This window comes from Legionella wadsworthii DSM 21896 = ATCC 33877 (assembly GCF_000701265.1).
GTDB lineage: Bacteria > Pseudomonadota > Gammaproteobacteria > Legionellales > Legionellaceae > Legionella > Legionella wadsworthii.
This window is the reverse complement of sequence record NZ_KL370760.1, coordinates 1-25,615: the sequence shown is the minus strand read 5'-3', so window position 1 is coordinate 25,615 and position 25,615 is coordinate 1. Positions and strand designations below refer to the sequence as shown.

The following is a 25,615-nucleotide window of genomic DNA, read 5'->3' as shown; positions in this document are numbered from 1 at the left end:
ATGAGACAAACAAAATTACTTTGTATTTCAAAGCCTGACCTGAATGAAATGAGTATAGCTAAAATTAAGAAAATCAGGACATATTTCGAATATATCGATTCCTTGTAATTGGTTTGGTGAATCAAAAAGAGATTTGACAAATAGACGTAACTTATTAAGCTTAAATTGAGGCATTTTGAAAGGAGAAACGTCATGAAGGATTTTAATGACAATGCAAAGGAAATCAAAAGGAAGGCTGGTGAACTCTATGATACCGCCAAGGAAAAAGTAGGTAACGCTTATTATGAAACAAAACCTAAAGCGGAAGAGTTAGCCAATCAAATTGGGAGCACTGCTACAGATTTATATCAATCTGGAAAGGCAGAATTAAGTAAAGCAGAAGGATATATTGAGGACTCTTTAGCTAATTTGTCCGGTTCAATTCGAAGCCAACCCCTCACATCTGTACTGGTAGCAGCAGGGATAGGGTATCTTCTTGCTAAAATTTTTAAATAACCAAAACAAGGAAGAATAAAATGGTAAGCTCAAATGTTCGATCTGGTGAAGTAGTCGGGGTTTCAGTTAAAAATACGGAACTTGAAGATATAGGAGAAGTTGCTGAAATGGTGGTAGATAAGGTTTCCGGAAAAGTGACCTATCTGGTTCTTGATTTCGGTGGCTTTATGAGCTTTGGCAATAAATATTTTGCGATTCCATGGCATGCCTTCAACTATGATCCTGATGAAGATTGCTTTATTTTGAATATAGATAAAGAACGGTTAAAAAATTCACCTGGTTTTGATAAAGATCACTGGCCCGATTTCTCGCCAGAAATGACCAAGACCATTTCAGATTTTTATGGTTAATTCTCATGAAGTGGGCTTGGTATAGCCCACTTATACTACCTCCCCCTGTCCTTGTTTCAGATAAGACTAAAATGCTGGTTTTCCGTATAGGATATTTTATGATAATTCCTGTTTTTTTGCGGATTTATCCTATAATAAATAGGAATTTATAGAAAAATGAATCAATAAGACATTATGAGTTAAAACATGATTTCTGTATAAGAAGTAAATACTGAACAACAGGATGTTGGAAAGTTAAAGGAGTTAACAAATGCCATCCCAATCTAATTTGAAGTTAGATTCTTTAGGGCCCGCAGAAACAAAAAAATTATTAAATGCATTACTTTCTTTTAAAAAAGGTGATTTCGGTGTGCGATTGCCCTCTGATTGGATAGGCCTGCCTGGGAAAATTGCTGATGCATTTAATATGATTATTGAAACTGCCGACGGTCAAAATAAAGAATTGGCTCAAATTAGTAAGGAAGTAGGGAAAGAAGGGAAAATCGAAAAACGAGCAAGTTTTTTACAGGGAGATGGCGCCTGGCGGGTTAATGTGGATTCAATCAATAACCTTATCACGGATTTAATTCAGCCAATGTCTGAGATGGGACGAGTTATCGCTGCTGTGGCTTCTGGAGATTTGACCCAAAAAATGCCGCTTAAGGTAGAAGGCAAAACCTTAAAAGGCGCTTTTTTAACCACAGTTGAAATCGTCAACTCGATGGTGGCCCAGTTAAACGCATTCTCTTCAGAGGTAACCCGGGTTGCCCGGGAAGTAGGTACCGAAGGTAAATTAGGAGGCCAGGCAGAAGTCTCGGGAGTATCAGGGACTTGGAAAAACCTCACAGAAAATGTGAATATGATGGCCAATAATTTGACTTTGCAGGTTCGCAATATTGCTGAAGTAACTAAGGCGGTTGCAAGCGGCGATCTCTCTAAAAAAATTACTGTGGATGTTAAAGGTGAAATTCTTGAATTAAAGAACACCATTAATACCATGGTGGATCAATTAAGTTCTTTCGCTTCAGAGGTTACCCGTGTCGCGCGTGAAGTAGGTACTGAGGGTAAATTAGGCGGTCAGGCTACAGTGAAAGGTGTATCGGGAACATGGAAGGATTTGACAGATAATGTAAACCAGATGGCCAGTAATTTAACGGCACAAGTTCGGAATATTGCTGAAGTCACTACAGCTGTTGCGAATGGGGACTTATCAAAAAAAATTACTGTGGATGTGAAAGGGGAAATTCTTGAGTTAAAAAACACCATTAATACGATGATGGTTCAATTAAACTCTTTTGCCTCAGAGGTAACTCGGGTTGCTCGTGAAGTAGGCACGGAAGGAAAATTGGGGGGGCAAGCCGAAGTAGAAGGCGTGGGCGGTACCTGGAGAGATTTAACAGAAAACGTCAATTTAATGGCCAGTAACTTAACGGCCCAAGTGCGGAATATCGCTGATGTGACGACTGCGGTTGCAAATGGCGATTTATCCAAGAAAATTACTGTAGATGTGAAAGGGGAGATTCTCGAGCTAAAGAATACCATCAACATCATGGTGGATCAGCTCAATTCTTTCGCCTCAGAAGTAACCCGTGTAGCCCGCGAGGTAGGAACTGAAGGAAAACTGGGAGGACAGGCAGAAGTTACCGGGGTCGGAGGAACTTGGAAGGATTTAACAGAAAATGTCAACTTGATGGCCAGCAATTTAACAGGCCAGGTGCGAAACATCGCCGAGGTGACGACTGCGGTGGCAAATGGCGATTTGTCCAAGAAGATTACAGTGGATGTGAAAGGAGAAATTCTTGAGTTAAAAAATACCATCAACATCATGGTCGATCAATTGAACTCTTTCGCTTCGGAAGTAACGCGTGTGGCCCGTGAGGTGGGTACCGAAGGAAAACTGGGAGGTCAGGCGGAGGTTACAGGTGTTGGCGGTACTTGGAATGATTTAACCGAAAACGTTAATTTGATGGCGAGCAACCTTACTGCGCAAGTCCGTAACATCGCAGAGGTCACTACTGCGGTGGCAAATGGTGATTTGTCCAAGAAGATTACGGTGGATGTGAAAGGAGAAATTCTTGAGCTAAAGAATACCATCAACATCATGGTGGATCAGCTCAATTCTTTCGCCTCAGAGGTCACGCGGGTGGCCCGTGAGGTAGGTACCGAAGGAAAACTGGGGGGCCAAGCTGAAGTGGAAGGGATAGGTGGTACCTGGAAGGATTTAACCCAGAATGTGAATATGATGGCAAATAATCTCACAGACCAGGTGCGAAATATTGCAGAAGTGACGACCGCTGTGGCCACAGGGGATCTATCCAAGAAAATTACTGTAGATGTTCGGGGCGAGTTTTTGCAGTTAAAAGACACCATCAACACCATGGTGGAGCAGTTACGTACTTTTGCTTCTGAGGTCACGCGGGTAGCTCGTGAAGTGGGTACTGAAGGAAGACTGGGCGGGCAGGCGTATGTACAAGGGATGGCTGGAACCTGGAAAGATCTCACTGAAAACGTCAATTTGATGGCCAATAATTTGACAGGCCAAGTGCGTAATATTGCCGGGGTGACGACCGCTGTTGCGAATGGGGATTTGTCTAAGAAGATAACGGTTGATGCAAAAGGAGAAATACTAGAATTAAAAGAAACCATCAATATCATGGTGGATCAATTAAATTCTTTTGCCTCAGAGGTTACCCGGGTAGCTCGTGAGGTAGGTACTGAAGGCAAACTTGGTGGACAGGCAGCCGTGCAAGGGGTATCGGGAACCTGGAAAGATTTGACCGATAGCGTGAATCTCATGGCGACTAATTTAACCGATCAAGTACGGGGTATTGCCAAAGTGGTTACTGCAGTAGCGAAAGGGGATCTCGAAAAACAATTGGTGGTTCAGGCAAAAGGCGAAATCGCTGAGCTTACCGATACGATTAACAGCATGATAAATACCCTCTCTACTTTTGCAGAACAAGTCACGACTGTTGCGCGTGAGGTAGGGGTTGAGGGTAAACTGGGTGGGCAAGCCAATGTTCCGGGTGCCTCAGGGATCTGGAAAGATTTAACTGAAAACGTAAACCAGTTGGCGGCTAATCTAACCACTCAGGTGCGTGCGATTTCTGAGGTAGCCCAGGCAGTGACTAAAGGAGATTTAACTCGAACCATTCGTGTGGAAGCCCTGGGTGAGGTCGCTGTTCTTAAAGACATCATCAATGAGATGATTAATAACCTAAAAGACACCACATTGAAAAATACTGAACAAGACTGGCTTAAAACAAATCTTGCGAAGTTCACCCGCATGTTGCAAGGACAAAAAGATCTCATGTTGGTCGCCAAGCAAATTTTGTCTGAATTAGCGCCCGTGGTGAATTCGCAACATGCCCTGTTTTATCTCATGGACAATAGCGGAACGGTTCCAAAGCTCAAAATGATGGCCGCTTATGCTTTCAAACAGCGTAAAAATTTATCTAATGAATTCTTGATTGGTGAAGGATTAGTCGGCCAATGTGCTTTTGAGAAGGAACGAATTTTACTGAATAATGTTCCTGAAGATTATATTTATATTTCTTCCGGGTTGGGCGAATCCACTCCCCTTAATATCATTCTTTTACCAGTTTTATTTGAGGGACAAGTCAAAGCCGTGATTGAATTGGCCTCTTTTGATCATTTTTCTATGGCACAACAAGTATTACTGGATCAATTAACAGAAAGTATCGGTATTGTATTGAACACAATTGAGGCCAACAGTCGAACCGAAGAATTGCTCAAACAATCTCAATCCATGGCTCAGGAATTGCAAAGTCAGCAAGAAGAATTGCAACAAACCAATGAGGAATTGGAAGAAAAAGCGAGATTATTGGCAGAACAGAACAACGAGGTGGAAAACAAAAACAGGGAGGTTGAGCGTGCCCGCCAATCTTTGGAAGAAAAAGCGGAGCAATTGGCTTTAACTTCTAAATATAAATCTGAATTTTTAGCCAATATGTCCCATGAATTAAGAACCCCGCTGAATAGTTTATTACTTTTATCCAGACAGTTGTCAGAAAATCGTTCTAAAAATCTATCACATAATGAAGTGGAATTTGCAAACACCATTTATTCATCAGGAGTCGATTTGTTAAATCTGATTAATGACATTCTCGATTTATCTAAAATTGAATCCGGTACAGTAGCGATTGATATAAACCCAGTGTCTCTCACAGAAATTTATAATCATTTATACAAAATGTTCTCTCATGTCGCTGAAGAGAAAAAATTAGATTATAAAATTGAATTTGCCCCCGATGTCCCTTCAACTATTTTTACGGATACCAAACGGTTATTCCAAGTTTTAAAAAATTTATTGTCCAATGCATTTAAATTTACCGAGAAGGGAAGTATTACTGTTGATATAAGTCTTGCTAAAGGGGGGTGGAGTAGTAAATCTTCGAATCTGGTCAACGCAGATCAGGTGATCGCTTTTTCGGTTCGCGACACAGGTATTGGTGTTGCTAAAGAAAAACAAAAAATAATATTTGAAGCATTCCAACAGGCCGATGGCAGTACAAGCCGCAAATACGGAGGCACAGGCCTTGGATTATCCATTAGTCGTGAAATAGCCAGGTTATTAGGAGGGGAGATCCGTTTAACCAGTGAAGAAGGAAAGGGCTGTAATTTCACTTTATATTTACCTCAAAAATACGAGGGCGAGCCCGAAATTTTAAAATTAATTGACAATTCTGACAGGGAAGACACGCAGAATAAATTTCTTGAAAAACGGCCCCAGATCAAGGCGAATCTTAGTGGAGAGAAAAAGAATCAAATTAGAGATGAATCCACGAACAATTCCCTTCCTGAAATATCAGCCATGATCACGGATGATGAAGCCGATATTACACCTGATGATCGAATCGTTCTTATTATTGAAGATGATTTATCTTTTGCAAACCTTTTGCTTGAAAAAACGCATGAACAAGGTTTTAAAGGTCTAGTAACCACCTTAGGTCTTGAGGGGATAGAATTAGCTAATCGCTATCTGCCCAATGCCATTATTTTAGATCTTCTTTTACCCGATATGGATGGTTGGCGTATTCTTGATACATTAAAAGAAAATCCGGCTACTCGCCATATTCCCGTTCATATTATATCTGCTGATGAAGAATCATTCCGCGGCTACAGGCATGGGGCAAAAACATTCCTGGTGAAGCCTGTTACTGATGAAAAATTACAAGAAATGTTCGAAATCATTAAAAACTTTTCCAATAAGGAAATCAAACAATTATTGATTATCGAAGATGAAGAATTAATGCAGAAAAATATTGTGGAGTTGTTAAATGGGGATGATGTGGAAATCACAGTTGCCGGTACTGCAAAAGAAGCCTTGGATAATTTGAAAAAAGTAAAATTTGATTGTGTGGTTTTGGATTTGGGGCTACCTGATAAAGATGGCTTTGAATTAATAGAAGAGATCAATCAGCACCCAGAGTATAAAAACATTCCCATCATTATTTACACAGGAAAAGAATTAACCCAAAAAGAGGAAATGAAATTAAGAAAAGTGGCTCAAACAATCATCATTAAAAATGTTGCTTCCCAGGAGAGACTTTTGGATGAGACAACCCTCTTTTTACATCGTGTTCATAATAAATTGCCCAAGGAAAAAAGAAAAGCTATAGAAAAATTGCATCAGGGAGATGAATTGTTCGCCGGGAAAAAAATATTAATCGTAGATGATGATTATCGAAATATTTTTGCATTGACCAGTGTATTAGAAGTATACCAGATGGAGGTTTTAACCGCAGATAATGGAAAAGCAGCCATTGAGATTTTAAACACCAATCCAAATATTGATATTGTGCTCATGGATATTATGATGCCAGGAATGGATGGCTATGAAACCATGCGAGAAATCCGTAAACACCCTAAATTTAAAAAACTACCGATTATTGCACTCACGGCAAAAGCAATGAAAGGTGATCGCGAAAAATGTATAGAAGCGGGTGCTTTTGATTATATTGCCAAGCCTGTAGACATTAACCAGCTTGTCTCGATGTTTCGGGTATATCTATTTCATTAAAGGAATTGTATGAATCATTCTCCGATCATGCCCCTGGATAACGCTCAAGTTATCTCTTTGCTCGAGGAGATTTACAATCAGTATGGATATGATTTCAGAAATTATGCCTCTGCTTCTTTAAAAAGACGCTTACGACACTTTATGATTATGAATAACATTCTCACCCTGGGCGATCTGCATGAGCGAATTTTTCATAGTAGTGAATGTTTTAATAATTTATTGTTGACATTATCTGTATTAATCACCTCAATGTTTCGTGATCCGGAATTTTTTCAGGCATTAAGAAAAAAGGTGATTCCCCTATTACATACTTTTCCATTTATCCGTGTTTGGGTGGCAGGATGCTCTACAGGTGAGGAAGCTTATTCCATAGCCATACTGCTCTCGGAGGAAGGGCTTTATCATCGCAGCATCATTTATGCAACGGATATGAATCTAAAAGTCATTGAAATGGCCCAAAAAGGTATATTCTCCGTACCCTTGATGGAACGGTATGCAAAAAATTATGCTGAATCAGGTGGGAAAAGAGCTTTCTCTGAATATTATACTTCCGACAGTGACAATGCAGTGATGCATGATTCGCTTAAAAAAAATATTCATTTTGCCCAACATAATCTTGTAACCGACTCAGTGTTTAATGAGTTTAATCTTATTCTTTGCCGTAATGTGATGATTTATTTCAATCACCATTTACAGCACCATACACACCAATTGTTGTATCAGAGTTTGGCTCCTTTTTGTTATCTGGCATTAGGTGAAAAGGAATCCTTGTTATTTACACCTTATGAACATTGTTATGTCACAGTGGATGAAAAGGAAAAGATTTATAAAAAGGTTAAATGAAATGTCATACCAACTTTTGGTCATCGGGGCATCCGTTGGAGGTTCTAAAGCCATAACGGCCATTTTAAAGGAATTACCTCCTGATTTCCCCACTCCCATCGCCATTGTTTTGCACCGAGCAAAAAAAGTAGAATCTTTAAGCCAATTTTTTCAAAAAAATTGTGTCTTAACCGTAGTTGAAGTCCAAGATAAAATGGTATTCCAACCAGGGTATGTATACTTGGCTCCTGCTGATTATCATTTAATTGTAGACAAGCTTTGTTTTTCTTTATCTTTAGATGAACCGATTCATTTTGCCAGGCCTTCCATTGATGTTTTATTTGAGTCCGCTGCAGACAGTTTAAGAAACAGGGCCATAGGTATACTCCTTACTGGCAGTAATTCGGATGGGGCTGAAGGTTTATTATTGATGAAATTATGTGGAGGGCACACGATTGTAGAAGACCCACGCACTGCTGAATGTAAAATCATGCCTGAGTCCGCCTTAAAATTAGGTGCTGCTACTCAAATCTTGCCCCTGAATAAAATGCCAGGGTATTTAATTGGGCTGGTCCAAGGCTGATAGAAAAGTGGCTCAACCAATCTGAGTATAGGGTGGAAAGCGTTTGATGGTTAATGTTTTGGCAGGGCAACATATAACGATCCTGCATGATTGATCTGATTTGCTTCTACACCAGCTTGATCTCCTTCCCCTTTATAAACATCAATATGTGCCCCTACAATCGCACCCCCAGCATCTTGAGCCACACACCAGGAGGTGGTTTTTTTACAATGATAGACAATATTCATGCCTATTGGTATTACCCGATGATCCGTCGCGCATGAGGCGTGTGGGGTAAGTGGAATATTTTCTGAACCATATGGTCCGCCTTCTTCTTTAACAAAGAATACATAACTTTGATCCCTATTTCTTAAATTATCGGCTTTATCACGGTTAAGTGGGCTATCTAAATATTGGCGGATAAATTTTTCTGAGCCCCCGCTTTGTCTAATCTGTTTTGATAAATTACAGCGCAATTTTGTTTCATCGTGGCATTTGGGGTCTTTTGCACAACGTTCCATGGCATCAAGATTACCACCACAGGTTGGGTCTTGTGCGCATTGAACAATACGGCCAAGCATGGTACGTGGTCTGCCATTGGCCGCATCGTAGTTGAGACGGTATAATTTACCATCTAATTTTAATGAGCCTGAACCTTGAAGCATTAAAAAAGCTGGGTCATTGGGATTTTTAACGTAACCAATGATATATTTTGGATCTAAGGCTCCATGATTGATTTCTTCTCGATCCGGCACTACTGAATACGTGCCATCGGCATTTTTCAAGCAAAATCCCCGCATCATTTTCGTCATCGGATCGACACCGCAAAGAGGGCCTTGCAACTTGAGTTTTTTAGATTCTGACGCGACGTGTACCACACCTGGATTACTGTAAAGAGGGTATAAAAATCCTCCACCACGATGTGAGCGGGCTTCAACTGCGGCAGGTGCGTAATAGGCTGTAAATTGAAACTCACCTTTTTTAAATCCTGCGTGATTCTCAGGCCAACCCTCGCTTTTGTACCAATCAAACTCCGTTTTAATACTGGATAAATATTTTTGAAAATTTCCCTTGGCGGCTTTCGCAAGCATGAGCATTTTTTTGTTGGTGTGGTGGCACCATTCTTGTCGTTTGAATTGCTGCTCCGCAATAACCACTTTCTGAAATTCTCCACGGCTTTTGCTGCAGTTTTCAATTTGATTCGTTAAACCTTGAATGACTTCATCCATATTGCCAGTAGCATTGTCTAAGGGTAATTCGGATGGAGATATTTTATGAAATTTAAATCGCAATACCCCCGGTTCTTTAGCGGCCATTTTTTGTCTTGAGGTAAAGTCCACAAGTCGTCTCACATCTAAACAGCGTTGAATGGGATCAGCAGGCAGGGCAGCTTGAGTGAGAAAACTAAATGCCATAAGCACAATAATCAAAGCAGATTGACGCATGGATATCCTTTAACCTGAATAGGGTTTGGCTGTGTATACCACAAATTTTAAGTTGTATTAAAGATTATATAGATTATTGACCCGCTCTCAAAGGGATGATGGAACAGTAAATGAGTCTGGTAAGGAACTGGAGCGCTTATCGCTGCCAATCCTATTTCAATGTACGAAGAACCACCCAAAAAGTACTCAATCATAATTCACAATATTCTTTTAAAATACATTTATTATAAAAATTAAACTTCTTAAGGTTGTATTAAGTTTAAACATTTAAAATATGGTTTAAACTTAATCAAAATGGTTGTTTTTATGAAATCTAAAAAATGTATTTTAATTGATAATGAAACCACAACTTTAGTTGATTTACCCTCAGGAAAAATATCCGTAAGAGAAAAGCGAATGCCAATCCAACCTCAAAGGAGTGTTTCATGTCTATTATACTCCATGAGAAGAATTGCTTTTTTTAATGATCCTGATGTGAGGCATTCCAATTTATACAAGGCTTTTCGCAGAATAAAACTTGAATTGAAAAATTTCAGAGGCGACTATGATTCTTTATACCGTACTTTGAAGGAACTCTGTGGGCAGCTTAATATTAATTGCAATCAAGTCATTACTCATGCTAAATCATACTCGGAATTTGAAAAAGAACGCATACAAATTCAATGTAGTTTGTTATACGAAGCATTGATCAAACAACGTTTTTATCCACTTTTTCATCTTCATGATTCTGGATGGCATCCTGATAAGGGATTTATCGGCTTAAAAGAATCTTTAGCAACACATGGTGCCCATGTCTTTATTGGTAAATTTGGTGCCTGGTGTCATCGAGGAGAGGATAAACTTGTTCGCTTCTCAAGTGAGGATACTACAGAAAGAGAAGCATATGCCTTTAAAAAAGACAGCTATGCTGGCGATTCCACTACATGGACCCATGCGGTTATTGTCGATATGGTCAAAATTATCAATGATAGAGAGATGGTTTTCTTTAGAGATCCTTATGATTATTCTGGTCCGGATGCTAAAGAAAAAGTATACGTGCTCAGCTATGAGATGTTTATACAACGACTCACTAACCAACAATCACATCGGTATGCCCGAAAGCAATGCGAATATGAAACCAATTTTGGAATCGTAAGCTCTGATCCAGATAGCTTACTTAAGATTTAAGAGGGCAATTGATAATTCTTTGTGCTGGAACGGGGACTTGCTAAAAACATTGATGTATTGCGCCGGTTTGGGTACAAACACGATCCCATATAACAATCGCTGTTCGTATTCCATGAGGTACCTCCCGGAAAAGAAGGATGGATCTTTTGCGCAAAGCCGCTTATTAAACCAAACCCTACAGGCTGACTCCGATGATTCACAAAAGTGATGGTACGCGATTGAGCTGTGGCTGGTTTATTTTTCGCATACGTGATATTTAAAAAGCTGCTTCAAGCAAAGAACAAAATATAGGGAATAAAAAATTAATTTTTAAAATAAATTTGTTTTTATCTCATTCTTTTTTTCCATATTTAGGACTTCATTTTTAAATTACCATTCTTTCCATCTTAAAAAAACCTCAATGAGATAGCTCGATTCTATGGAACACATCGAGCAATCTCATGAGGGTAAGAGTAAGAGTGAGACCTAATTAATAAAAACATCCTTCTGCAACATGGTTGAACTTTGGTCATTGCATACTGAATTTATGTAATAGGTAAATTTTCCTGAAGTTCCGGGTAGAGAATGATCTGTCCAATTTTTTAATGCTCCTTGCCAAAGTATTCGCTGTTGCCAGTCACGGACTTGGTAACTGCTGACAGGCATACTTTGTGTTGGTGCAGTCCAACTCAGGCTAATGGACTTTTTATCGCTGCTGTAATTCGCATTGATATTGGTTGGGGGTAGGCACTTAGGCGTATCAGGAATGATGACATCATACTGAACATCTTTAGAGGCACCGTTACTGCATACCGAACTCAGAAAATAGGTAAATTTTCCTGAAGTACCGGGTAGTGTGGTATCAGTCCAACTTAATTTGTTTTCTTTCCATAATACTCTTTTTTGCCAATCTTTAACCTGGTAAGCCACGACATTCGTGCTGTTCGCTGGTGGTGTCCAAGTCAAAGTAATATTTCTTTTATCCGGTGTGTATGTTGAGGAAAAATCAATTGGCGGATTACACTCATCAGTTGGGGTAGAACCTCCTACTTGATACACTTTGATGCTGTTCACTTTCATACTGGCTGATTGCATTTTTGGATTGGGTGCACCAGCATAAGGACCACCCATTGCCAAATTCACGATGAGATAATACCCCCCATTAGGATCATTAAAACCGCGCTGCAATGCTTTGGCGCCATCGGCAGGAAGTGTATCAGTTTTTAAAGGCCCCCAAGATTTAACATTATCAATATAGCCTGTGATAATATAGCCTCCGTTTTGGCTCCCTGGATCGGCTTCCCATTCAAATCCCCACGTATGTGGGCTAGCATAAGCAAGTTGAGGAAACTGATGGGATTCAAGTGAATATCCCCAACCGCGACAATCCCCCCCACCACATTGAGAAGAATTTCCATTAAAATGCAGGGCAGCGGTTGTTATGTTGAAAGCAGTATTTTTGGGATAAGCTTCCATAATATCAATTTCACCATTTTGCGGCCAATTCGAATCGTAGGTCGGCATCATCCAAATTGCGGGCCATAATCCTTGATTGTAGCTACTTGGATTTTTTCCTTGCTGGCAGAGGTCATCAGTACTTTTAGTACATACGGGTAGATTAATATTCACCTCCAGATATCCATGTTTGGTTTCTTTCGTTGTCCATACTTCAGAAGGTACAGGAGAGTTAAATGGAGGGGAGTTCAGGTTGGCGCGTGTCATGATTTCACCGCTTCTCCAAAAACCGGTGTTTACGAGATCTGCCAGAAGCGTTAATGACCCCCCCGTGTTTTTAATGACTTTTGAAGTATCATAAACATTAATCTCACCTGACATGCGATGATCGTAATTGGTGGATGCATAATAATTAAGCCCATTGCTCGCCTTATCTTGTAAAATGTCGGTAATTATCTGACATGATTTGGATTGATCAAAAGAACATGGTGCAGAAAAAGCAAAAGTACATGAAAAAACAGATGGCAAGATAAATAGCAAGTTTTTAGTTTTTATCATTATTTATAGTCCTTATATTGATAATATCTTTTCCTGTTGAATTGATAAGTTTCTGATTATTTTTTAATAATCAATTTAGGATTGTAATAAATTAACGGTGCCATTGGCAAAGCTTATATGGGAAATACCTCAAGTATTTCATGATAAATACCGATATTGCGCCCTAAAATTTAAATCACATGCTCATATTTTGACTGTTATCATTCATTTTTTCAGAAAGTGATTTATGTAAATGAATTAAGAGTTTCTCTGCTTCATTAAAGATAAGGCCAATTTCATTTAGATCTTGAGAAAAGAAAGACATAAACAAGTCATTTTCTGTGGCTTTTTTAAAATAAGGCCGATTTTTCATCTCAAGAATTGAGCCAAGATCATCTGTTTTCACTGCATGGAATAAATCCTCCAGGAGAAAGAATTGATTGAAAGCATCCCTATCCTCTTTAGGTCCTTCTTCAAACGAAGTCCGAAAGGCGCATACCATATCGTTTATTGTTTTTAATAGACTTTCTTTCGCCGCTTTGAGCTTCTCTATCTGCTGTTTTTCCAATTCATTTCGACGTGTTTCGATTTCGTTTTGTTTGGCATCCATCTCCTGTATCTTTTTTTCCTTTTGCTCCATTTCGCACTTTTGTTCATATTTCTTTTGCAATTTCCCATGCAAATCCACATGCCTGTGCGATTTAGCAAAACCCAAACATTTTTTGTTTGGCCAGCCCGAATGTTCAAGAATTTCCTCATCGCTTTGATATTGAGCTGGACTTACTTTAGTTTCCATATTTTTATATCCATAACAGACCATGCCTTTTTCATTCACAGCAATACTTTTTACACCAATCATATTAAGTAAAGTAATCTCGTAATTTTCAATTTCATGTTGAGCACATATTGTTCTTAAATAGAGCTCCATGCCTAAATCCGGATGACTGTCCATTATTTTATTTTTATTTCCATGAATTAAGGGCCTTCCGATTTCGAAATGTATTTTTTGACCTTGAGCCCGTTTTCCCAAGTCACCAATCCAGTTTCTAAAAGGTTCATTGGAATCGCTATATCCTTCGACCATGTGGGATTTTGTAGCAAAAACAGAGCGTAAATGATAAAGGCCATAAAAGCCTGGTTTGGTTTGATCAATTTTGGCGTAAATTGCGGTACATCCACCAAATCCTTTAGTAAACTGCTCCACATTTGAGCCAGTTTCACTAATTGCCCCACCGCTATCGGCAATGACTTCTACTCGAGAAAGCATAAAGTACCTACAAGCATACGCTCCTTATATTAAGTATACAGTCTGTGCAAATTTATGCTGAAAGAGTGACGCATTACTTGCATTCTTTACAGGATGTTTTATTAAATATGAATTTGAGTATAGGCAGCAGTATGTTCGAAGCGAGACAACAAACTAAATGAATCGAAATATATTAAAAACAATTTGCCTTTTTTTATCCATTATCCTGTTTGTGATCTCCTTATTTCTTCCTTCTGCGGTGATACCGGATATAGAACGGGGTATTCATCAGACAATCTATGGATTTGAAATTCTATATACTGGCTGGTTAGGTTTCATTGCTTTTCAACCTGCATGGCTGGCAAATCCTTTTTATATTTTTGCATTGATGACTTATGGTTCACGAATAAGCCATATTTTTGCCACAATCAGTTTGTTTCTTGCTTTAATTTCGCCGTTGATTTTTGTCATTAAGTTGCTCACAGGATTTTATGTATGGCTTGGCAGTATCATTGTTTTGCTGTATGGAATAAATTTACATCAACGTAGTTCCTAACGCTGTTTGTAAAATTACATTTTAATTTGAAAGGAAGCTATTTTTTATAAATCCAGCATATCCAGTTTCTTGTTTTTCGAATAAATTTAAATTATCCCTTCATAAGAAAAAATAAAAAGTATTTCAAAAATAATTTAATTGACAAGTATTTACTAGCATTCGCATGGGGACTAAGGTATCAACATGGTTCCGGCAAGTAATTCCTGCGATAAGAATGTTTTCAACTTGCAATAGATGGTGCAAGTGAGTCACTGGCACCATCTATTATCGACCACTCTTAAACACCCGGACCTCCTTTTTGGCCCCCTTTGACGTCTTGTTCTCCACGCTGGATGCCTGGATGCCCGCTCTTATTGCCTTGATGGGTACCTTTGCTACCCTGTTGGCTACCAGGGCCATTTCGTTGGCCACTTGTTTTATCCTGTTTCATTTTATCTTTATTACCTTCCATGATACGGCTCCTTTTTTATTTAATCCTATATTTTAATAGTAGAAAAAAAACAAATTGTCATTTGAGGATTGATTCATATTTCTAAGGGAAAATCCCCAGTGTCTTGAATGAGGCCTCGTGGGTATCTTTCAGAGTCCCTTTCCTGGATGTTTTTCAGGTCCGCCTTCGTAATCGGATTTTTCCCCTTTCCCATGGCTACGTTTTAATTGGTCAGGTTTCAACTTACCCAGTCCCATATTTTCCAGCGCTTTTTTATCATGAGGTTGTTTCTCTTTTTTCATGTCTCACTCCTTAGTTCATTGAAGGAAATGGATTCTTCATCTGTGAGTATAGCTAATGAACGGATGATGGGTTTAGAACGTTTGGCTTACGAAAGGATGTCACTCTATTTATGACAGGTATTAAAGATTTAGGTCACCCCTCCTTCCCATGCAAGAATCTTGCCAATATGAACAATTAGCGTTATAGTTGTTCACTTTCGATTTAATAAGTTTAACATGACTCAAAAAGTTACCCTCTTTAGAGAATCCTATTTTAAAAATCTCATTGAAAAGCAACAGTTTCTAACTCACCCACATGCTGCTTCTGTTTGGGATGACATGGTTACTCATAAAGATACAAGAAAGGAAATGAAAAAGGATCCTAACTTTAAGGTGTTCTCTTCTTATATGGAGTCACGTTTTGCCCACGAACACGCCAAACTCCTTGATGCAAAGTTACGGGGAGGACCTGCAGCAGATCGCGCAGACAGAGTTACAGCGAAGCTACAAGAAAAGGGTACTTTTGAGGAATGTGTGGAAAATCAAAAACAATTAATTCAAGAAATTCAAGAAGACATTAACAAACAAACTACTCAAGAAGATAAAATTAAAGCAATTCGCCGGTGGAAGGACGCAGCAGTACTTTTATGGAAAAGAGAACATAGAGACGGATATTCTTTAGTGCGGGAAGCCCTGGAGCCAGTTGCTAAAAAACTTAAAAAACAGGCCAATAAAGATACAATCGCTGTAGATCATTTAGAAATTCGGAAAATAGTCAAATTTTATATTACTGAAGATATAAAGAAACACGACTCCCAAAGCGCTCAAATTAATGCTTTTCATCGATGGATGGAAACTGCGCTTATCTTAAGGAAGAGACATGATAATCCTGAGGGGTATTTATTGGTGTGTGACACTTTAAAAGCATTAGATAAAAAACTTAAAGTAACAAAAAATAAAGCTTTTCACCCTTACCTTAAGTTGTATCAGCAGCTTTTAAAAACTGATTCTGAATTGGATGCTGCACTCATCGATTATAAATTCCGAGCAAAATATGCTGCACTTTCAGTACAAGATTTCAGTAATTCCAAGGGATTAGAATGCTTTGAGAAGGCAAGCCCCAATCTAAAATTACTCCTCAATTACAGAACATCATTACATGAGAGGCTCATAAAAGATATTAAATATGCCCAAGGTGAAGATAAAATAAACGAATTTTGCCGCTGGACTGATATTCTTATTGAATTAAAAAATAGACACAATTATGACCTGCTTGTATATTTAGGTACATATTTACAAACAATAGATCAAGTAACCCAACAAAAAGGTTTTCCTCAATCTTATCTTGAAAAATATAATCAAATCGTTAAGGAAGCTAGTCCTTCTGGTCTTAGAGAAAGAATGAATCAAGATGACTCTCCTTACAAAATTACATCTATTTTTTATATATCCAGGAAATTAATTTTACTTGACGGAAATATTGAATCTACAAAAATGAGATTGGATCAGGCAACGGCAGAAGAAAAAGAATCATTAAGGCAATCCTTTACCACTTTGAGTGGTGAAAGATATAGTACTGTCGAACCGATACATCATGAAATAAAGAGTTCTGAGAAATATATGATGGGTTCTTCCACCACTCCGAAGCATTTGGTAACCAAATATGCAGAGGTGGAGGAGGCATATCAAAACCAACATAAAGCAATACTGGCAATAAGACCTTCCTAATTGATAGTAGCAAGGTAGATTGCCTATAATCAGTCTACCTTTACTGCACATGCAAAGCATTGGTCGTTACCCCTTGGGGGTAAGTGTTTCCAACCCACGCATCCATCCACTTCAAGAAATGCAGATTTTTTCAGAATTTTGTCCTATAACAAAAAGAAGTAATTAAAAATCTATTGGCTTTGAAGGATATAATTATGTGTGGCCGGTTTAACCTCGATACTGATCCTGTAAAAATTAAAAAGCAATTTGGTATTTCAGAAATGGAATCTTTGCCTAATAGCTTTAATGTCGCGCCAACAGAAGCAGCGCTTTGTCTTATGAACACACAAAAAGGTTTGGTCGCTGTGCAAATGCGTTGGGGAATTGTCCCCTGGTATGCCAAAGATAATAAAAATGCGCTTTTAATTAATGCCCGGGCAGAAACGGTGGCTGAAAAACCTGCTTTCCGTCAAAATTTAAAATACAGACGCTGTATTCTGCTGATGAGTGGTTTTTTTGAATGGCAACACCATCAGAAGGATAATAAAAAAATAAAGCAGCCTTTCTATATCATGCGACGCGATAAAAAATTAATGGCAATTGCAGCATTATGGGACAATTTTAAACCTGAACCAGGTATAACGATACCTTCTTGTTGTGTTTTAACCACAAACCCCAATGATGTCGTAATGAAATTACATGACCGCATGCCCTGGATTTTATCCGAACAACAACAAAAGGAGTGGCTAGAGACCAAAGAGTTTTCGCAAGCCGACCTGGAGCGCGTGTTAAACCATCAACAAGGCGTCAAACTGATTTGTTATCCTGTGACTCAGGCAGTGAATAGTGCATTATATAAAGAAAAGGATACAGTGACGCCATTAATAAACGAGGATGATTAGACTAGGAATCATTCAATCCCAGGAGTCCTGGATATCGCATCTCTTTCTCGCCGATTACCCTGTTTTTTTACTCCTTAAAATGGAAAAATTAAGCTGTATCCGTTCTTGAACTATAATAAAAAAGTGGATAGAAGTACTACAAATAATGAGCGGAGGCGGTTGTGCCACTAGCAAGAGATGAAGACAACAAAGATTGGCTCATTGAGTTAATGGAAGAGGCTGGGTATCACCCTGATCCTGGCGGCATGTGCTTTGGGGTTGCCAATATGGGAATGCAAGCCATTCTCGCTCAGGATTTCCAAACACTTTCAAATCGATATGATAAGCTTATCGAGATTTATGATAATCTTGATGGCCATCTCCAAGCCCTTGAAATGTTCGAAGCAGAAGCTCAAAAGCCGCCCCAAGTATTAGCAGAAAGCACCAAATCCGTTTTAAGAGATATGTATAACCTTAAAGAAGAACTTCCTAAATTAAGAAAAAAATGGTCCGATGATCTACTCCTTACTGACAAAATTGATTTCAGGCAGTTAAAGGTAAAACTTAAAGAGAAAGAAGAAACATTTCTTTATGATTTATTTTTGAAGCATGAGATAAAAAAATGCAATGAAGAATTAGATTATCTTCACGAGATACTTACCGATCCTGAAGAGGATTTCTTGGCTTTTTTTGAAGGGGTAGAGGTACATCAACAACCTGGGAAGCACAGCCCTTTATTTGAAAAAGGAGTGCCACTAAAACAAAATACCATGCTCACTGCTCCTGTGGCGCTTTCTAAAAAGCTCTCTGAGAGCGGAGGAATTCAAAGAGTTGGCGACAGATTCGTTGGAGCCTATAATATTGATGAATTAATGCAATATTTTATCTCACTTCAAAAGGAACTAGATGGCATTGAAAAACCAATTGCGCTAATTCTTGGCAGTGGAGATCATGCGATTACCGTGGGTTATGACCCTTCATTGAAACAATGGTTATTCGTTAATAGCGGCTGTAAACCAGAGCGTATTCCCAAAGACAATTTAGAAGAGTTAACGGCCAAAATTTTACATGCGTTTTCAAAAGGTACTGAATGCGCTTTTACAACAAATATATATTGTAATGCAGCGAATGTAGAGGAGTTCACAAAACGGGTCACCGCTTGGAAAGCCAATCCAGAGTTTATAAAAATTCATACAATTGATAAAGAAAAAGTAAATAGATCTGGAGGACAACTGCTTCTTCTTGCGGCAGATGATGATGATCCTGAATTGACTCATAGGATTATCCAGGCGGGGCTTAATCCAGACAATGTAGAGGACGAGAACGGATATACTCCCATGATTACCGCGATATGCAATAACCATATTCACGTGGTAAAAGAAATCCTTGCCTTTCCCAATAGATTATCGATGTCTTTGAATGTGAATTTGAATTCTTTGTACCAATTTGCTCGTAACATGCATATAGAGGAGCAATGTATCGATGAATTAATAAAGAAAAAATTTAATGTCGACAAGCCAATAGATCCAGCTGCTACGATGTCGCTATCATTTCATGAGCTTGCCACTACGCTAGGTTACCAGGAAATTTATAATCTCTTGGAGCAATATGAAAAAGACCATTCTAAGAAAACAAACTCAGATAAATATCTGTTTTTTAAAAGTGAGGGACATCCAAAGAGGACAGAAATTGACAGTTCAAAAATTGAAGAAGAATCGATTTCCCCTAACCCTTTTGATAAATAAAGATAAATATCTGAGTGTGATAATAAGCCAAACAATTCTTATATCAGGGGTTTCTACAAAAATTAAGAAAAAATCTTATAATGAAAAAATATTTAGTTGATTTTGCTAAAACCAATGAAATAATTTTTCAAAATTAAAATTAATCAACTAAAATGTTAAAAAATAAGCATGGAGAGCTAATATGAGTGCTCAGGATAATTTAGAAGAAATCAAAAATCAGCTGTTGGCCATTAAAAAGCATGGTAAAAATATTGCTCAAGATGATGCCAAATTATTTGACTTATTTATTGATTCTTATAGAAATAATTACATGGATTTAGATTCATTTCCTATTCTAACTGCTGAAGAAATTAAAAAAGCTCTAGCCTATGACAGTCGGTTTCAAACTTCTCCTGATAAAACACAATATAATTTAGAGGAAGCTTTTTATATTAAATGGCTTTATTGGACTGAAGCTTTTGAAAAAGGTTTTAAGACTAAATCAATAACATGGGTGTAATTTTCAAGTAACTTCTTACCCGTTTGGAGAACACATTTGCTTTAAATTTTTAAAGTCTATGGTACAACCCGCCGCTAATAGGTGGACTGTCAAATTAAAAACACTGTCTTTTTCTGAAAGGGTTTTAATTTGGATATTTGAACCATCAACTATGGTAATCGGTCCATCTCCGTAACATTTCGCTATATGTTCATTTTCAAAAAATAAAGCAGAATTCGCTTCGATCCCAAGTCCAATATGGTTGGGATGGCGTTTAATGGCATGGGCAAGTCGTGCAAATCGGGAGCGCTGAATAAAATGGGTGTCGATAATAAAGTTGGGAAGGAGGTTGATTCCCGGTAACATGTCCAGCTCATCATTAAGCCGAGATTCGGCATTGCTGCCTTCTGCAATAATTTTATCAGAGAATATCATTGCACCTGCGCTCGTTCCTGCAATTAATACATTGTCATTGTGAAAACGATTTTGTACTTCTTTAATAAAATCAGAACTTAACCCCTCCATATATTTTTTCTGCTGGCCTCCACCAAAATAGATTAAATCCGTTTTTTTAATTTTCTCGATATCTGTTTCTGTAGTTTTTGAATTTTCTTCAAGAAGAATAAAGTGAGGCAAGTTGCCGGTTATTTTTTTAAAAACTTGCTGATATTTTCTCACTCCTTTTTGCTTTTCATCGGAAGGAGGAAAAATTACGGTAGTGCGCTTAATATCCTGCCCACGAAATATTTGGGCCAGAAGCTGGGATTTACAATCATCACAATTTCTTTTAACTTCCCCGCCGCCAATTAATATAAGTTTCCCTGGCATTTTTTCCCCTTGTTATAAATTTTTTCTTTAACTAATGGATTGACTCAACCCTCTTCAGTTTCGGAGTCATTTGATACCCCAACAGCCCACCAATGGAACTTGAAAGCGCACCAGTAAAAAATAATAGAAAAGTCAAAAATGCATTCAGTGTAATGATTTTTTTATGTGTTTCAATATTAAAAGTCAGAGGAGAATTATTGATACGATGCGCTTTAGTTTCGGTGAGCATAGGGGAATCATTTCTGATTTTTACTTCAACTAAATTGGAGGTGAAATTAGAATGGAAAGAAGCATACTGAATCATGTTGGTTAGTAAGACAATAATAAATATTAATAAAATACTCCAGGAGAGAAACCCAATTAATAATCCCCAAAGCTTTCTTTTTAATATCTTTGGAGATAATGCCCCTGCGACCCACCCCGTAGTAAACATGGATATTAAAGAAAAAAGAATAAACCAACCAAAGCCCCACAAGGATAAATTTGTTTCTCCCGATGCAGTGATCGAAAAACTACAGAGGCCAATTGTCAGCGCTAACAAATTTAATAAAAAATTTAATCCTACTCCCGCTAATGCGCCAGAAAATAGAGCAGTCCATGAGATGGGAGAAATAGATTGCGCTGGAGTGTTCATTAATTTTCCTTTTATTTTTAATTAGTAAAGGGAATGATGGATTCAATAATTATTGAATTAAACTACAATATAGAAATAAGGCCTTAAGGTCTTTTTTCAATATACTTTTATTCGAAAATAATTGACATGATTTCTTGATGAATTAGGGAAAACCTCAGTTTTGGCATGGCTGAAAAAGCTGTGCCCTGTTTATTAAATCGCTTTAGCACTAAAGGATAAACCGTGGTTAAATCAGTTCACGTTTTAATTGTAGGTAGCGGGATCTCGGGATTGGCTTTGGCTAATTTATTGGTGCATGGCAGTAAAAAAGTAAAATTTCGAGTAACCCTATTTGATTCCCGGCCTTTTTTCAACTCCTCCGAACAGAGTATCGGCGGGGGAATAGGGATTTGGCCACCAAGTCAGTCTGTATTGAGAAATATACCCAACTATCAAGCTTTTATGGAGCAATATGGTTTTTACATGCCATCTCCCAGTTACCGGGATCCCAGTGCAAGAATTTTGGCAAGAGCAACGGAAGGCTTTAGTGCGCGCTTTCCTGTCCAATGTATGGATCGGCATGATTTAAGCCATATGTTGTATGAAGGTTTGCAATATCAAAATGATGTTGAAATGATTGCCGCGCAAAAAATCTATCAATACAAAAGAGATAAAGAGCAAATTATCATTCAAAGTAGTGACAATAAAATATATCAAGGGGATATACTCATTGCTTGCGACGGCATTCATTCCAAGATCAGAAACCGCTTGATGGCGGAACTAGGCCTACCCCCCATTTTTGAAACGGAATTAGGTTATACTTATTTTCGCGCAAATACGCGAATTCCAGACAATACTCAATATAAATGGTGGTCCGCCACATTCGAAACTTGGGGATGTGGTCAATCAAAGAAGTATGGAAATTATGCCCTTCGGTTTGGGTACGTCCCGTTGAAACCGCCTCATGTCTTTTGGTTTATCGCCTTGAAAACCCAAAAAAATCATCCCTATTTATCCCCAATCCGTGGGGTTAAAATAGTGGATGAGGAGACTAAGGAGTTTCTCCTTGATTTAATTCAAAATTGGAAACCGGTCTCCACCCCTTCGGGGGAAATTGTAGTGAACTACGAAGAATTAATTCGTTTAACCCAACACATCTTGAGAACAGATATTGCCAAAATTAAAAACGTGGAACAATTTCCCTGGACATCCCGGGACAATCGAGTGGTGTTAATGGGGGATTCAGCTCATGCTACTGCACCGAATATCGCCCAAGGGGCAGGCTTGTGTATCGAAGATGCTGCCTATTTGGCTTCTCATCTTAACCGCGTGGATTTTTTACATGGGCTTTCCGAATACGAACGAGACCGTAAACCACGCGCTAAAACGGTACAAAAGATCGCCGATCTTATTGCCACAATTGGGCAAATTCAAAATCCATTACTCCGAAGATTACGCGATGGAATCATGCATGCTGCCGCGCACATAACTCCTTCCTTCCAGCGACTTATTTTTGAATATGTCGTTTCTTATAGCTTGGGTGGATCTAGGAGGGCAATCTATTGGCAGACTCCTCCCTTATCCGACACTGATGATGCGCTCGCTACCTTATTTGCGCGAGTTTTTCCTCAATACTATCTATTGGAACAAGCGGTAAAAGAGTTTAAAACCTCACGTCTTGGCGGGAGCGGGCAAGGAATTGTTACCGTTGAAAAGCCCACCTTTCTGGCCAAGCTATTGGGCCTTTTTGCAGGCCTTCCCATGGAAATGCGGGAGCAACCGTTTTGTGCTGAAGTGATCAATTTATCTGAGGAAGTACAATGTTGGAAAAGAGTATTTGGAGCTAAAACCCCGAACCAGAAAACCTATTCAACCACACATTCCTCCTATAGCGGATTAAAAAGACACATGTATTTAAGCGAAGGACTCGGTGGATTTTTGGATAAAGCAATCCGCTTTATCTATTCGATAACTATTCAACCGGATAAATCCTTAAAATATGAATGCCAAGGCTTAACTTGCTTTGATTTATTTAAAATACCTTTGCCCGCCTTTTTATTACCCAAATCTGTTTGGGTTGAAAAACCCAGTTCAGAAGGGTGGACATTTGATGGCACCATCTCTTTCCCTCTGGTGGGCATTCTAATGCGTTATTATGGTCATTTTAAAGCAGACAAAATAGAGGGAGTCAAGGGGCGAAGAATTATTATTGCCGGAGGATCCGGCATGATCGGGAAGGAGGTGTGCAAGGAGTTTATTAAAAAAGGATATGATGTATATTGCTTAAGCCGTTCTGCGACAACCCGAATAAATATTGAAGGGGTTAAAGTTCGCCTTGTCAGTGAAGACTGGTCGGATCTCATTGATAAAGAGACAATCATATTAAATTTAAGTGGTGCAAATCCAGGCGCTAAAAGATGGACAACTTCAGTAAAAACGAATATAGCGAAATCACGCGATAGAGTTATAGACACAATCATTCATAATATTGAGCGGGCGCAGGAAAAACCTTTGAAATATCTTCAGGCTTCAGCAACCGGATATTATGGTGATGCTGGCGATATCTTTATGACGGAAGAAAGCGAGCCCCTCCTTGGAAAGGAGCCGGGAACAAAGTTTAGGGTTGATGTTTGTAAAGAAATAGAACAAAGAGCAAACCAGGCCAATTGTCATGTAATCAATTTAAGGATGGGGCACGTTTTAGCGAACACAGGCGGTCTTTTAACCTACTTGAGGTTCGCAGGTTTGGCTTATGTCGGTCAATTGGGTTCAGGGAAGCAATTCGTGCCTTTTGTGCATATCCGCGATGTGGCCAGAGCCATTGAATTTATTGCAAGTGATGACTCTATGAACGAAGGCCCTGTCAATATAGCCGCTCCCCAGCCGTGTAGAAATTTTGAAATGATGAAGGAGTTACGCTGGATTAAATGGGGCGCAGGTATCCCCATGCCAACCTCTCTTTTAAAATTCCTCGTTGGCCAGTCCTTTGTAGTATTAACCGATTCAGAACGTGTACTGCCCCAAAGACTCATTGAGCGCGGTTTTCAATTTAATTATCCCACCATACAAGAAGCTTTATGGGGATTACAGTAGGATATTAAAACAATCTCTTGGGTTGAAGGTCTTTTTTCGAAACCCTGACTTTTTCATTATCTTATGGATGCCGCGAACAAGTCGCGGCAAGTAGGCGTAGGAGATGCTGCAGCAAGTAGGCGTAGTGACACTGCGGCAAGTAGGCGTAGTGACACTGCGGCAAGTAGGCAGTAGTGACGCTGCGACATTAGTGTAGGTGACACTGCGACAAGTAGTGTAGGTGACGGTGGGAAAAAGTGAGCGGGGAGTAGGTATGAGAGCACGTGGCAAGATCTCCACGCCTAAGCACATCGCCCCTTGCCTACGTGCCGCGACTTGTTCGCGGCATCTAACGTGCACTGAATTAATGGCAAATTTCTTCATATAGATCTCGCCATTCTGGATTTCGTTCTTCTATTAAATTTATTTTCCACTGCCTACACCAATTTTTAAAACGTTTTTCCCGTCGAGCAGCTTCTTCATAAGTTTCATGCATCTCGAAATATACTAATGTATATACCTTGTACTTGGCGGTAAATCCTGGAATAACATTATTTTTATGCTCCCAGACTCGTTTAATTAAATTTGATGATGAGCCGGTATATAGCGTTCCATTCGGTCTACTTGCCATAATATACACATAAAATGACTTCATTGTTCTTCCTTGTTTTAATTAGAGTATTGGACTCATGTGATGATATCACCTCGCAGATAACCATTAGAAATATGTCTCTCCAATTTTTTTATCTTTGCAAATTCTTATGGATGCCGCGAACAAGTCGCGGCACGTAGGCAAGGGAAGCGATGCAAGTAGGCATGGGAAAAGTGCGGCAAGTAGGCATGGGAAAAGTGCGGCAAGTAGGCGTGGGAGAAGTGCGGCAAGAGTGTGGAAGACGGTGTGGCAAGTAGGCGTGGGAGAAGTGCGGCAAGAGTGTGGAAGACGG

21 protein-coding genes are annotated in these 25,615 nt (G+C 38.9%); 13 read left to right on the top strand and 8 right to left on the bottom strand.

Annotated elements, in window-relative coordinates; genetic code table 11:
• The first annotated feature begins 192 nt into the window (after nt 1-192).
• The 5 genes from BU07_RS16810 (at nt 193) to BU07_RS0111765 (ending at nt 8,272) form a co-directional block, all read left to right on the top strand.
• Nucleotides 193-495: a hypothetical protein gene (locus BU07_RS16810; RefSeq protein ID WP_035899123.1), complete on the top strand. Its 303-nt coding sequence runs from the start codon at nt 193-195 to the stop codon at nt 493-495.
• Between the two features lie 20 nt (nt 496-515).
• Nucleotides 516-845 (top strand): PRC-barrel domain-containing protein, encoded by a 330-nt coding sequence (locus BU07_RS0111780; RefSeq protein WP_031566301.1) that lies wholly within the window; start codon nt 516-518, stop codon nt 843-845.
• A gap of 250 nt (nt 846-1,095) precedes the next feature.
• Nucleotides 1,096-6,867: a HAMP domain-containing protein gene (locus BU07_RS0111775; RefSeq protein ID WP_031566299.1), complete on the top strand. Its 5,772-nt coding sequence runs from the start codon at nt 1,096-1,098 to the stop codon at nt 6,865-6,867.
• Between the two features lie 9 nt (nt 6,868-6,876).
• Entirely contained in the window at nt 6,877-7,710 is an 834-nt protein-coding gene (locus tag BU07_RS0111770; RefSeq protein ID WP_031566297.1) for a CheR family methyltransferase, read from the top strand.
• A gap of 1 nt (nt 7,711) precedes the next feature.
• Nucleotides 7,712-8,272: a chemotaxis protein CheB gene (locus BU07_RS0111765; protein WP_031566295.1), complete on the top strand. Its 561-nt coding sequence runs from the start codon at nt 7,712-7,714 to the stop codon at nt 8,270-8,272.
• Nucleotides 8,273-8,322: 50 nt separating this feature from the next.
• On the opposite strand, the gene BU07_RS0111760 is transcribed toward BU07_RS0111765, so the two are convergent.
• Nucleotides 8,323-9,696, bottom strand: a complete 1,374-nt coding sequence (locus tag BU07_RS0111760; RefSeq protein ID WP_031566294.1) for an MltA domain-containing protein — start codon at nt 9,694-9,696, stop codon at nt 8,323-8,325.
• 306 nt (nt 9,697-10,002) lie between these two features.
• Here BU07_RS0111760 and BU07_RS0111755 point away from each other — a divergent pair, with 306 nt between their 5' ends.
• On the top strand, nt 10,003-10,863 hold the full coding sequence (locus tag BU07_RS0111755) for a hypothetical protein (RefSeq protein ID WP_031566292.1): 861 nt from the start codon (nt 10,003-10,005) through the stop codon (nt 10,861-10,863).
• Between the two features lie 465 nt (nt 10,864-11,328).
• On the opposite strand, the gene BU07_RS0111750 is transcribed toward BU07_RS0111755, so the two are convergent.
• Together BU07_RS0111750 and BU07_RS0111745 are read right to left on the bottom strand one after the other, a co-directional pair.
• The gene (locus tag BU07_RS0111750; protein WP_031566291.1) at nt 11,329-12,855 is read right to left on the bottom strand and encodes a glycoside hydrolase family 16 protein; all 1,527 of its coding nucleotides are present in this window, start codon (nt 12,853-12,855) and stop codon (nt 11,329-11,331) included.
• 175 nt (nt 12,856-13,030) lie between these two features.
• The gene (locus BU07_RS0111745; RefSeq protein WP_031566289.1) at nt 13,031-14,101 is read right to left on the bottom strand and encodes an OmpH family outer membrane protein; all 1,071 of its coding nucleotides are present in this window, start codon (nt 14,099-14,101) and stop codon (nt 13,031-13,033) included.
• Nucleotides 14,102-14,258: 157 nt separating this feature from the next.
• Between BU07_RS0111745 and BU07_RS0111740 the strand changes: the two genes are divergently transcribed.
• A complete protein-coding gene (locus tag BU07_RS0111740) occupies nt 14,259-14,636 on the top strand; it encodes a hypothetical protein (protein WP_031566287.1) in 378 nt (125 codons plus the stop codon).
• 277 nt (nt 14,637-14,913) lie between these two features.
• On the opposite strand, the gene BU07_RS17455 is transcribed toward BU07_RS0111740, so the two are convergent.
• Both BU07_RS17455 and BU07_RS17450 read right to left on the bottom strand, forming a co-directional pair.
• Nucleotides 14,914-15,087, bottom strand: a complete 174-nt coding sequence (locus BU07_RS17455; protein ID WP_154659373.1) for a hypothetical protein — start codon at nt 15,085-15,087, stop codon at nt 14,914-14,916.
• A gap of 128 nt (nt 15,088-15,215) precedes the next feature.
• A complete protein-coding gene (locus BU07_RS17450; protein WP_154659372.1) occupies nt 15,216-15,368 on the bottom strand; it encodes a hypothetical protein in 153 nt (50 codons plus the stop codon).
• 216 nt (nt 15,369-15,584) lie between these two features.
• Between BU07_RS17450 and BU07_RS0111725 the strand changes: the two genes are divergently transcribed.
• From BU07_RS0111725 to BU07_RS0111710, 4 genes are all read left to right on the top strand, one after another.
• Complete coding sequence (locus BU07_RS0111725) at nt 15,585-17,075, top strand: hypothetical protein (protein WP_031566285.1); 1,491 nt, start codon at nt 15,585-15,587, stop codon at nt 17,073-17,075.
• A gap of 194 nt (nt 17,076-17,269) precedes the next feature.
• Complete coding sequence (locus BU07_RS0111720; protein ID WP_051635561.1) at nt 17,270-17,956, top strand: SOS response-associated peptidase; 687 nt, start codon at nt 17,270-17,272, stop codon at nt 17,954-17,956.
• A gap of 161 nt (nt 17,957-18,117) precedes the next feature.
• Complete coding sequence (locus BU07_RS0111715) at nt 18,118-19,680, top strand: ankyrin repeat domain-containing protein (protein ID WP_031566282.1); 1,563 nt, start codon at nt 18,118-18,120, stop codon at nt 19,678-19,680.
• Between the two features lie 181 nt (nt 19,681-19,861).
• Nucleotides 19,862-20,179, top strand: coding sequence for a hypothetical protein (locus BU07_RS0111710; protein WP_031566280.1), 318 nt, complete (start codon nt 19,862-19,864; stop codon nt 20,177-20,179).
• A gap of 15 nt (nt 20,180-20,194) precedes the next feature.
• Here the strand turns inward: BU07_RS0111710 and BU07_RS0111705 are convergent, their stop codons facing one another.
• Nucleotides 20,195-20,986 (bottom strand): cyanophycinase, encoded by a 792-nt coding sequence (locus tag BU07_RS0111705; RefSeq protein WP_031566278.1) that lies wholly within the window; start codon nt 20,984-20,986, stop codon nt 20,195-20,197.
• 31 nt (nt 20,987-21,017) lie between these two features.
• Nucleotides 21,018-21,620 (bottom strand): hypothetical protein, encoded by a 603-nt coding sequence (locus BU07_RS0111700; RefSeq protein WP_031566276.1) that lies wholly within the window; start codon nt 21,618-21,620, stop codon nt 21,018-21,020.
• A 222-nt stretch (nt 21,621-21,842) separates the two neighbouring features.
• Between BU07_RS0111700 and BU07_RS0111695 the strand changes: the two genes are divergently transcribed.
• Nucleotides 21,843-24,692: a TIGR01777 family oxidoreductase gene (locus BU07_RS0111695; protein ID WP_031566275.1), complete on the top strand. Its 2,850-nt coding sequence runs from the start codon at nt 21,843-21,845 to the stop codon at nt 24,690-24,692.
• A 343-nt stretch (nt 24,693-25,035) separates the two neighbouring features.
• Here BU07_RS0111695 and BU07_RS0111690 read toward each other — a convergent pair whose 3' ends face one another.
• Nucleotides 25,036-25,326 (bottom strand): GIY-YIG nuclease family protein, encoded by a 291-nt coding sequence (locus BU07_RS0111690; RefSeq protein ID WP_031566273.1) that lies wholly within the window; start codon nt 25,324-25,326, stop codon nt 25,036-25,038.
• A gap of 106 nt (nt 25,327-25,432) precedes the next feature.
• Between BU07_RS0111690 and BU07_RS17625 the strand changes: the two genes are divergently transcribed.
• Nucleotides 25,433-25,615 (top strand): hypothetical protein (locus BU07_RS17625; protein ID WP_035899122.1); only part of this gene is annotated, 183 nt, incomplete at its 3' end.

What these genes read in the sequence shown, in the direction of transcription:
- BU07_RS16810 (WP_035899123.1), top strand. Translation starts at nt 193, where the DNA reads ATGAAGGATTTTAATGACAATGCAAAGGAAATCAAAAGGAAGGCTGGT.
- BU07_RS0111780 (WP_031566301.1), top strand. Translation starts at nt 516, where the DNA reads ATGGTAAGCTCAAATGTTCGATCTGGTGAAGTAGTCGGGGTTTCAGTT.
- BU07_RS0111775 (WP_031566299.1), top strand. Translation starts at nt 1,096, where the DNA reads ATGCCATCCCAATCTAATTTGAAGTTAGATTCTTTAGGGCCCGCAGAA.
- BU07_RS0111770 (WP_031566297.1), top strand. Translation starts at nt 6,877, where the DNA reads ATGAATCATTCTCCGATCATGCCCCTGGATAACGCTCAAGTTATCTCT.
- BU07_RS0111765 (WP_031566295.1), top strand. Translation starts at nt 7,712, where the DNA reads ATGTCATACCAACTTTTGGTCATCGGGGCATCCGTTGGAGGTTCTAAA.
- BU07_RS0111760 (WP_031566294.1), bottom strand. Translation starts at nt 9,696, where the DNA reads ATGCGTCAATCTGCTTTGATTATTGTGCTTATGGCATTTAGTTTTCTC.
- BU07_RS0111755 (WP_031566292.1), top strand. Translation starts at nt 10,003, where the DNA reads ATGAAATCTAAAAAATGTATTTTAATTGATAATGAAACCACAACTTTA.
- BU07_RS0111750 (WP_031566291.1), bottom strand. Translation starts at nt 12,855, where the DNA reads ATGATAAAAACTAAAAACTTGCTATTTATCTTGCCATCTGTTTTTTCA.
- BU07_RS0111745 (WP_031566289.1), bottom strand. Translation starts at nt 14,101, where the DNA reads ATGCTTTCTCGAGTAGAAGTCATTGCCGATAGCGGTGGGGCAATTAGT.
- BU07_RS0111740 (WP_031566287.1), top strand. Translation starts at nt 14,259, where the DNA reads ATGAATCGAAATATATTAAAAACAATTTGCCTTTTTTTATCCATTATC.
- BU07_RS17455 (WP_154659373.1), bottom strand. Translation starts at nt 15,087, where the DNA reads ATGGAAGGTAATAAAGATAAAATGAAACAGGATAAAACAAGTGGCCAA.
- BU07_RS17450 (WP_154659372.1), bottom strand. Translation starts at nt 15,368, where the DNA reads ATGAAAAAAGAGAAACAACCTCATGATAAAAAAGCGCTGGAAAATATG.
- BU07_RS0111725 (WP_031566285.1), top strand. Translation starts at nt 15,585, where the DNA reads ATGACTCAAAAAGTTACCCTCTTTAGAGAATCCTATTTTAAAAATCTC.
- BU07_RS0111720 (WP_051635561.1), top strand. Translation starts at nt 17,270, where the DNA reads ATGTGTGGCCGGTTTAACCTCGATACTGATCCTGTAAAAATTAAAAAG.
- BU07_RS0111710 (WP_031566280.1), top strand. Translation starts at nt 19,862, where the DNA reads ATGAGTGCTCAGGATAATTTAGAAGAAATCAAAAATCAGCTGTTGGCC.
- BU07_RS0111705 (WP_031566278.1), bottom strand. Translation starts at nt 20,986, where the DNA reads ATGCCAGGGAAACTTATATTAATTGGCGGCGGGGAAGTTAAAAGAAAT.
- BU07_RS0111700 (WP_031566276.1), bottom strand. Translation starts at nt 21,620, where the DNA reads ATGAACACTCCAGCGCAATCTATTTCTCCCATCTCATGGACTGCTCTA.
- BU07_RS0111690 (WP_031566273.1), bottom strand. Translation starts at nt 25,326, where the DNA reads ATGAAGTCATTTTATGTGTATATTATGGCAAGTAGACCGAATGGAACG.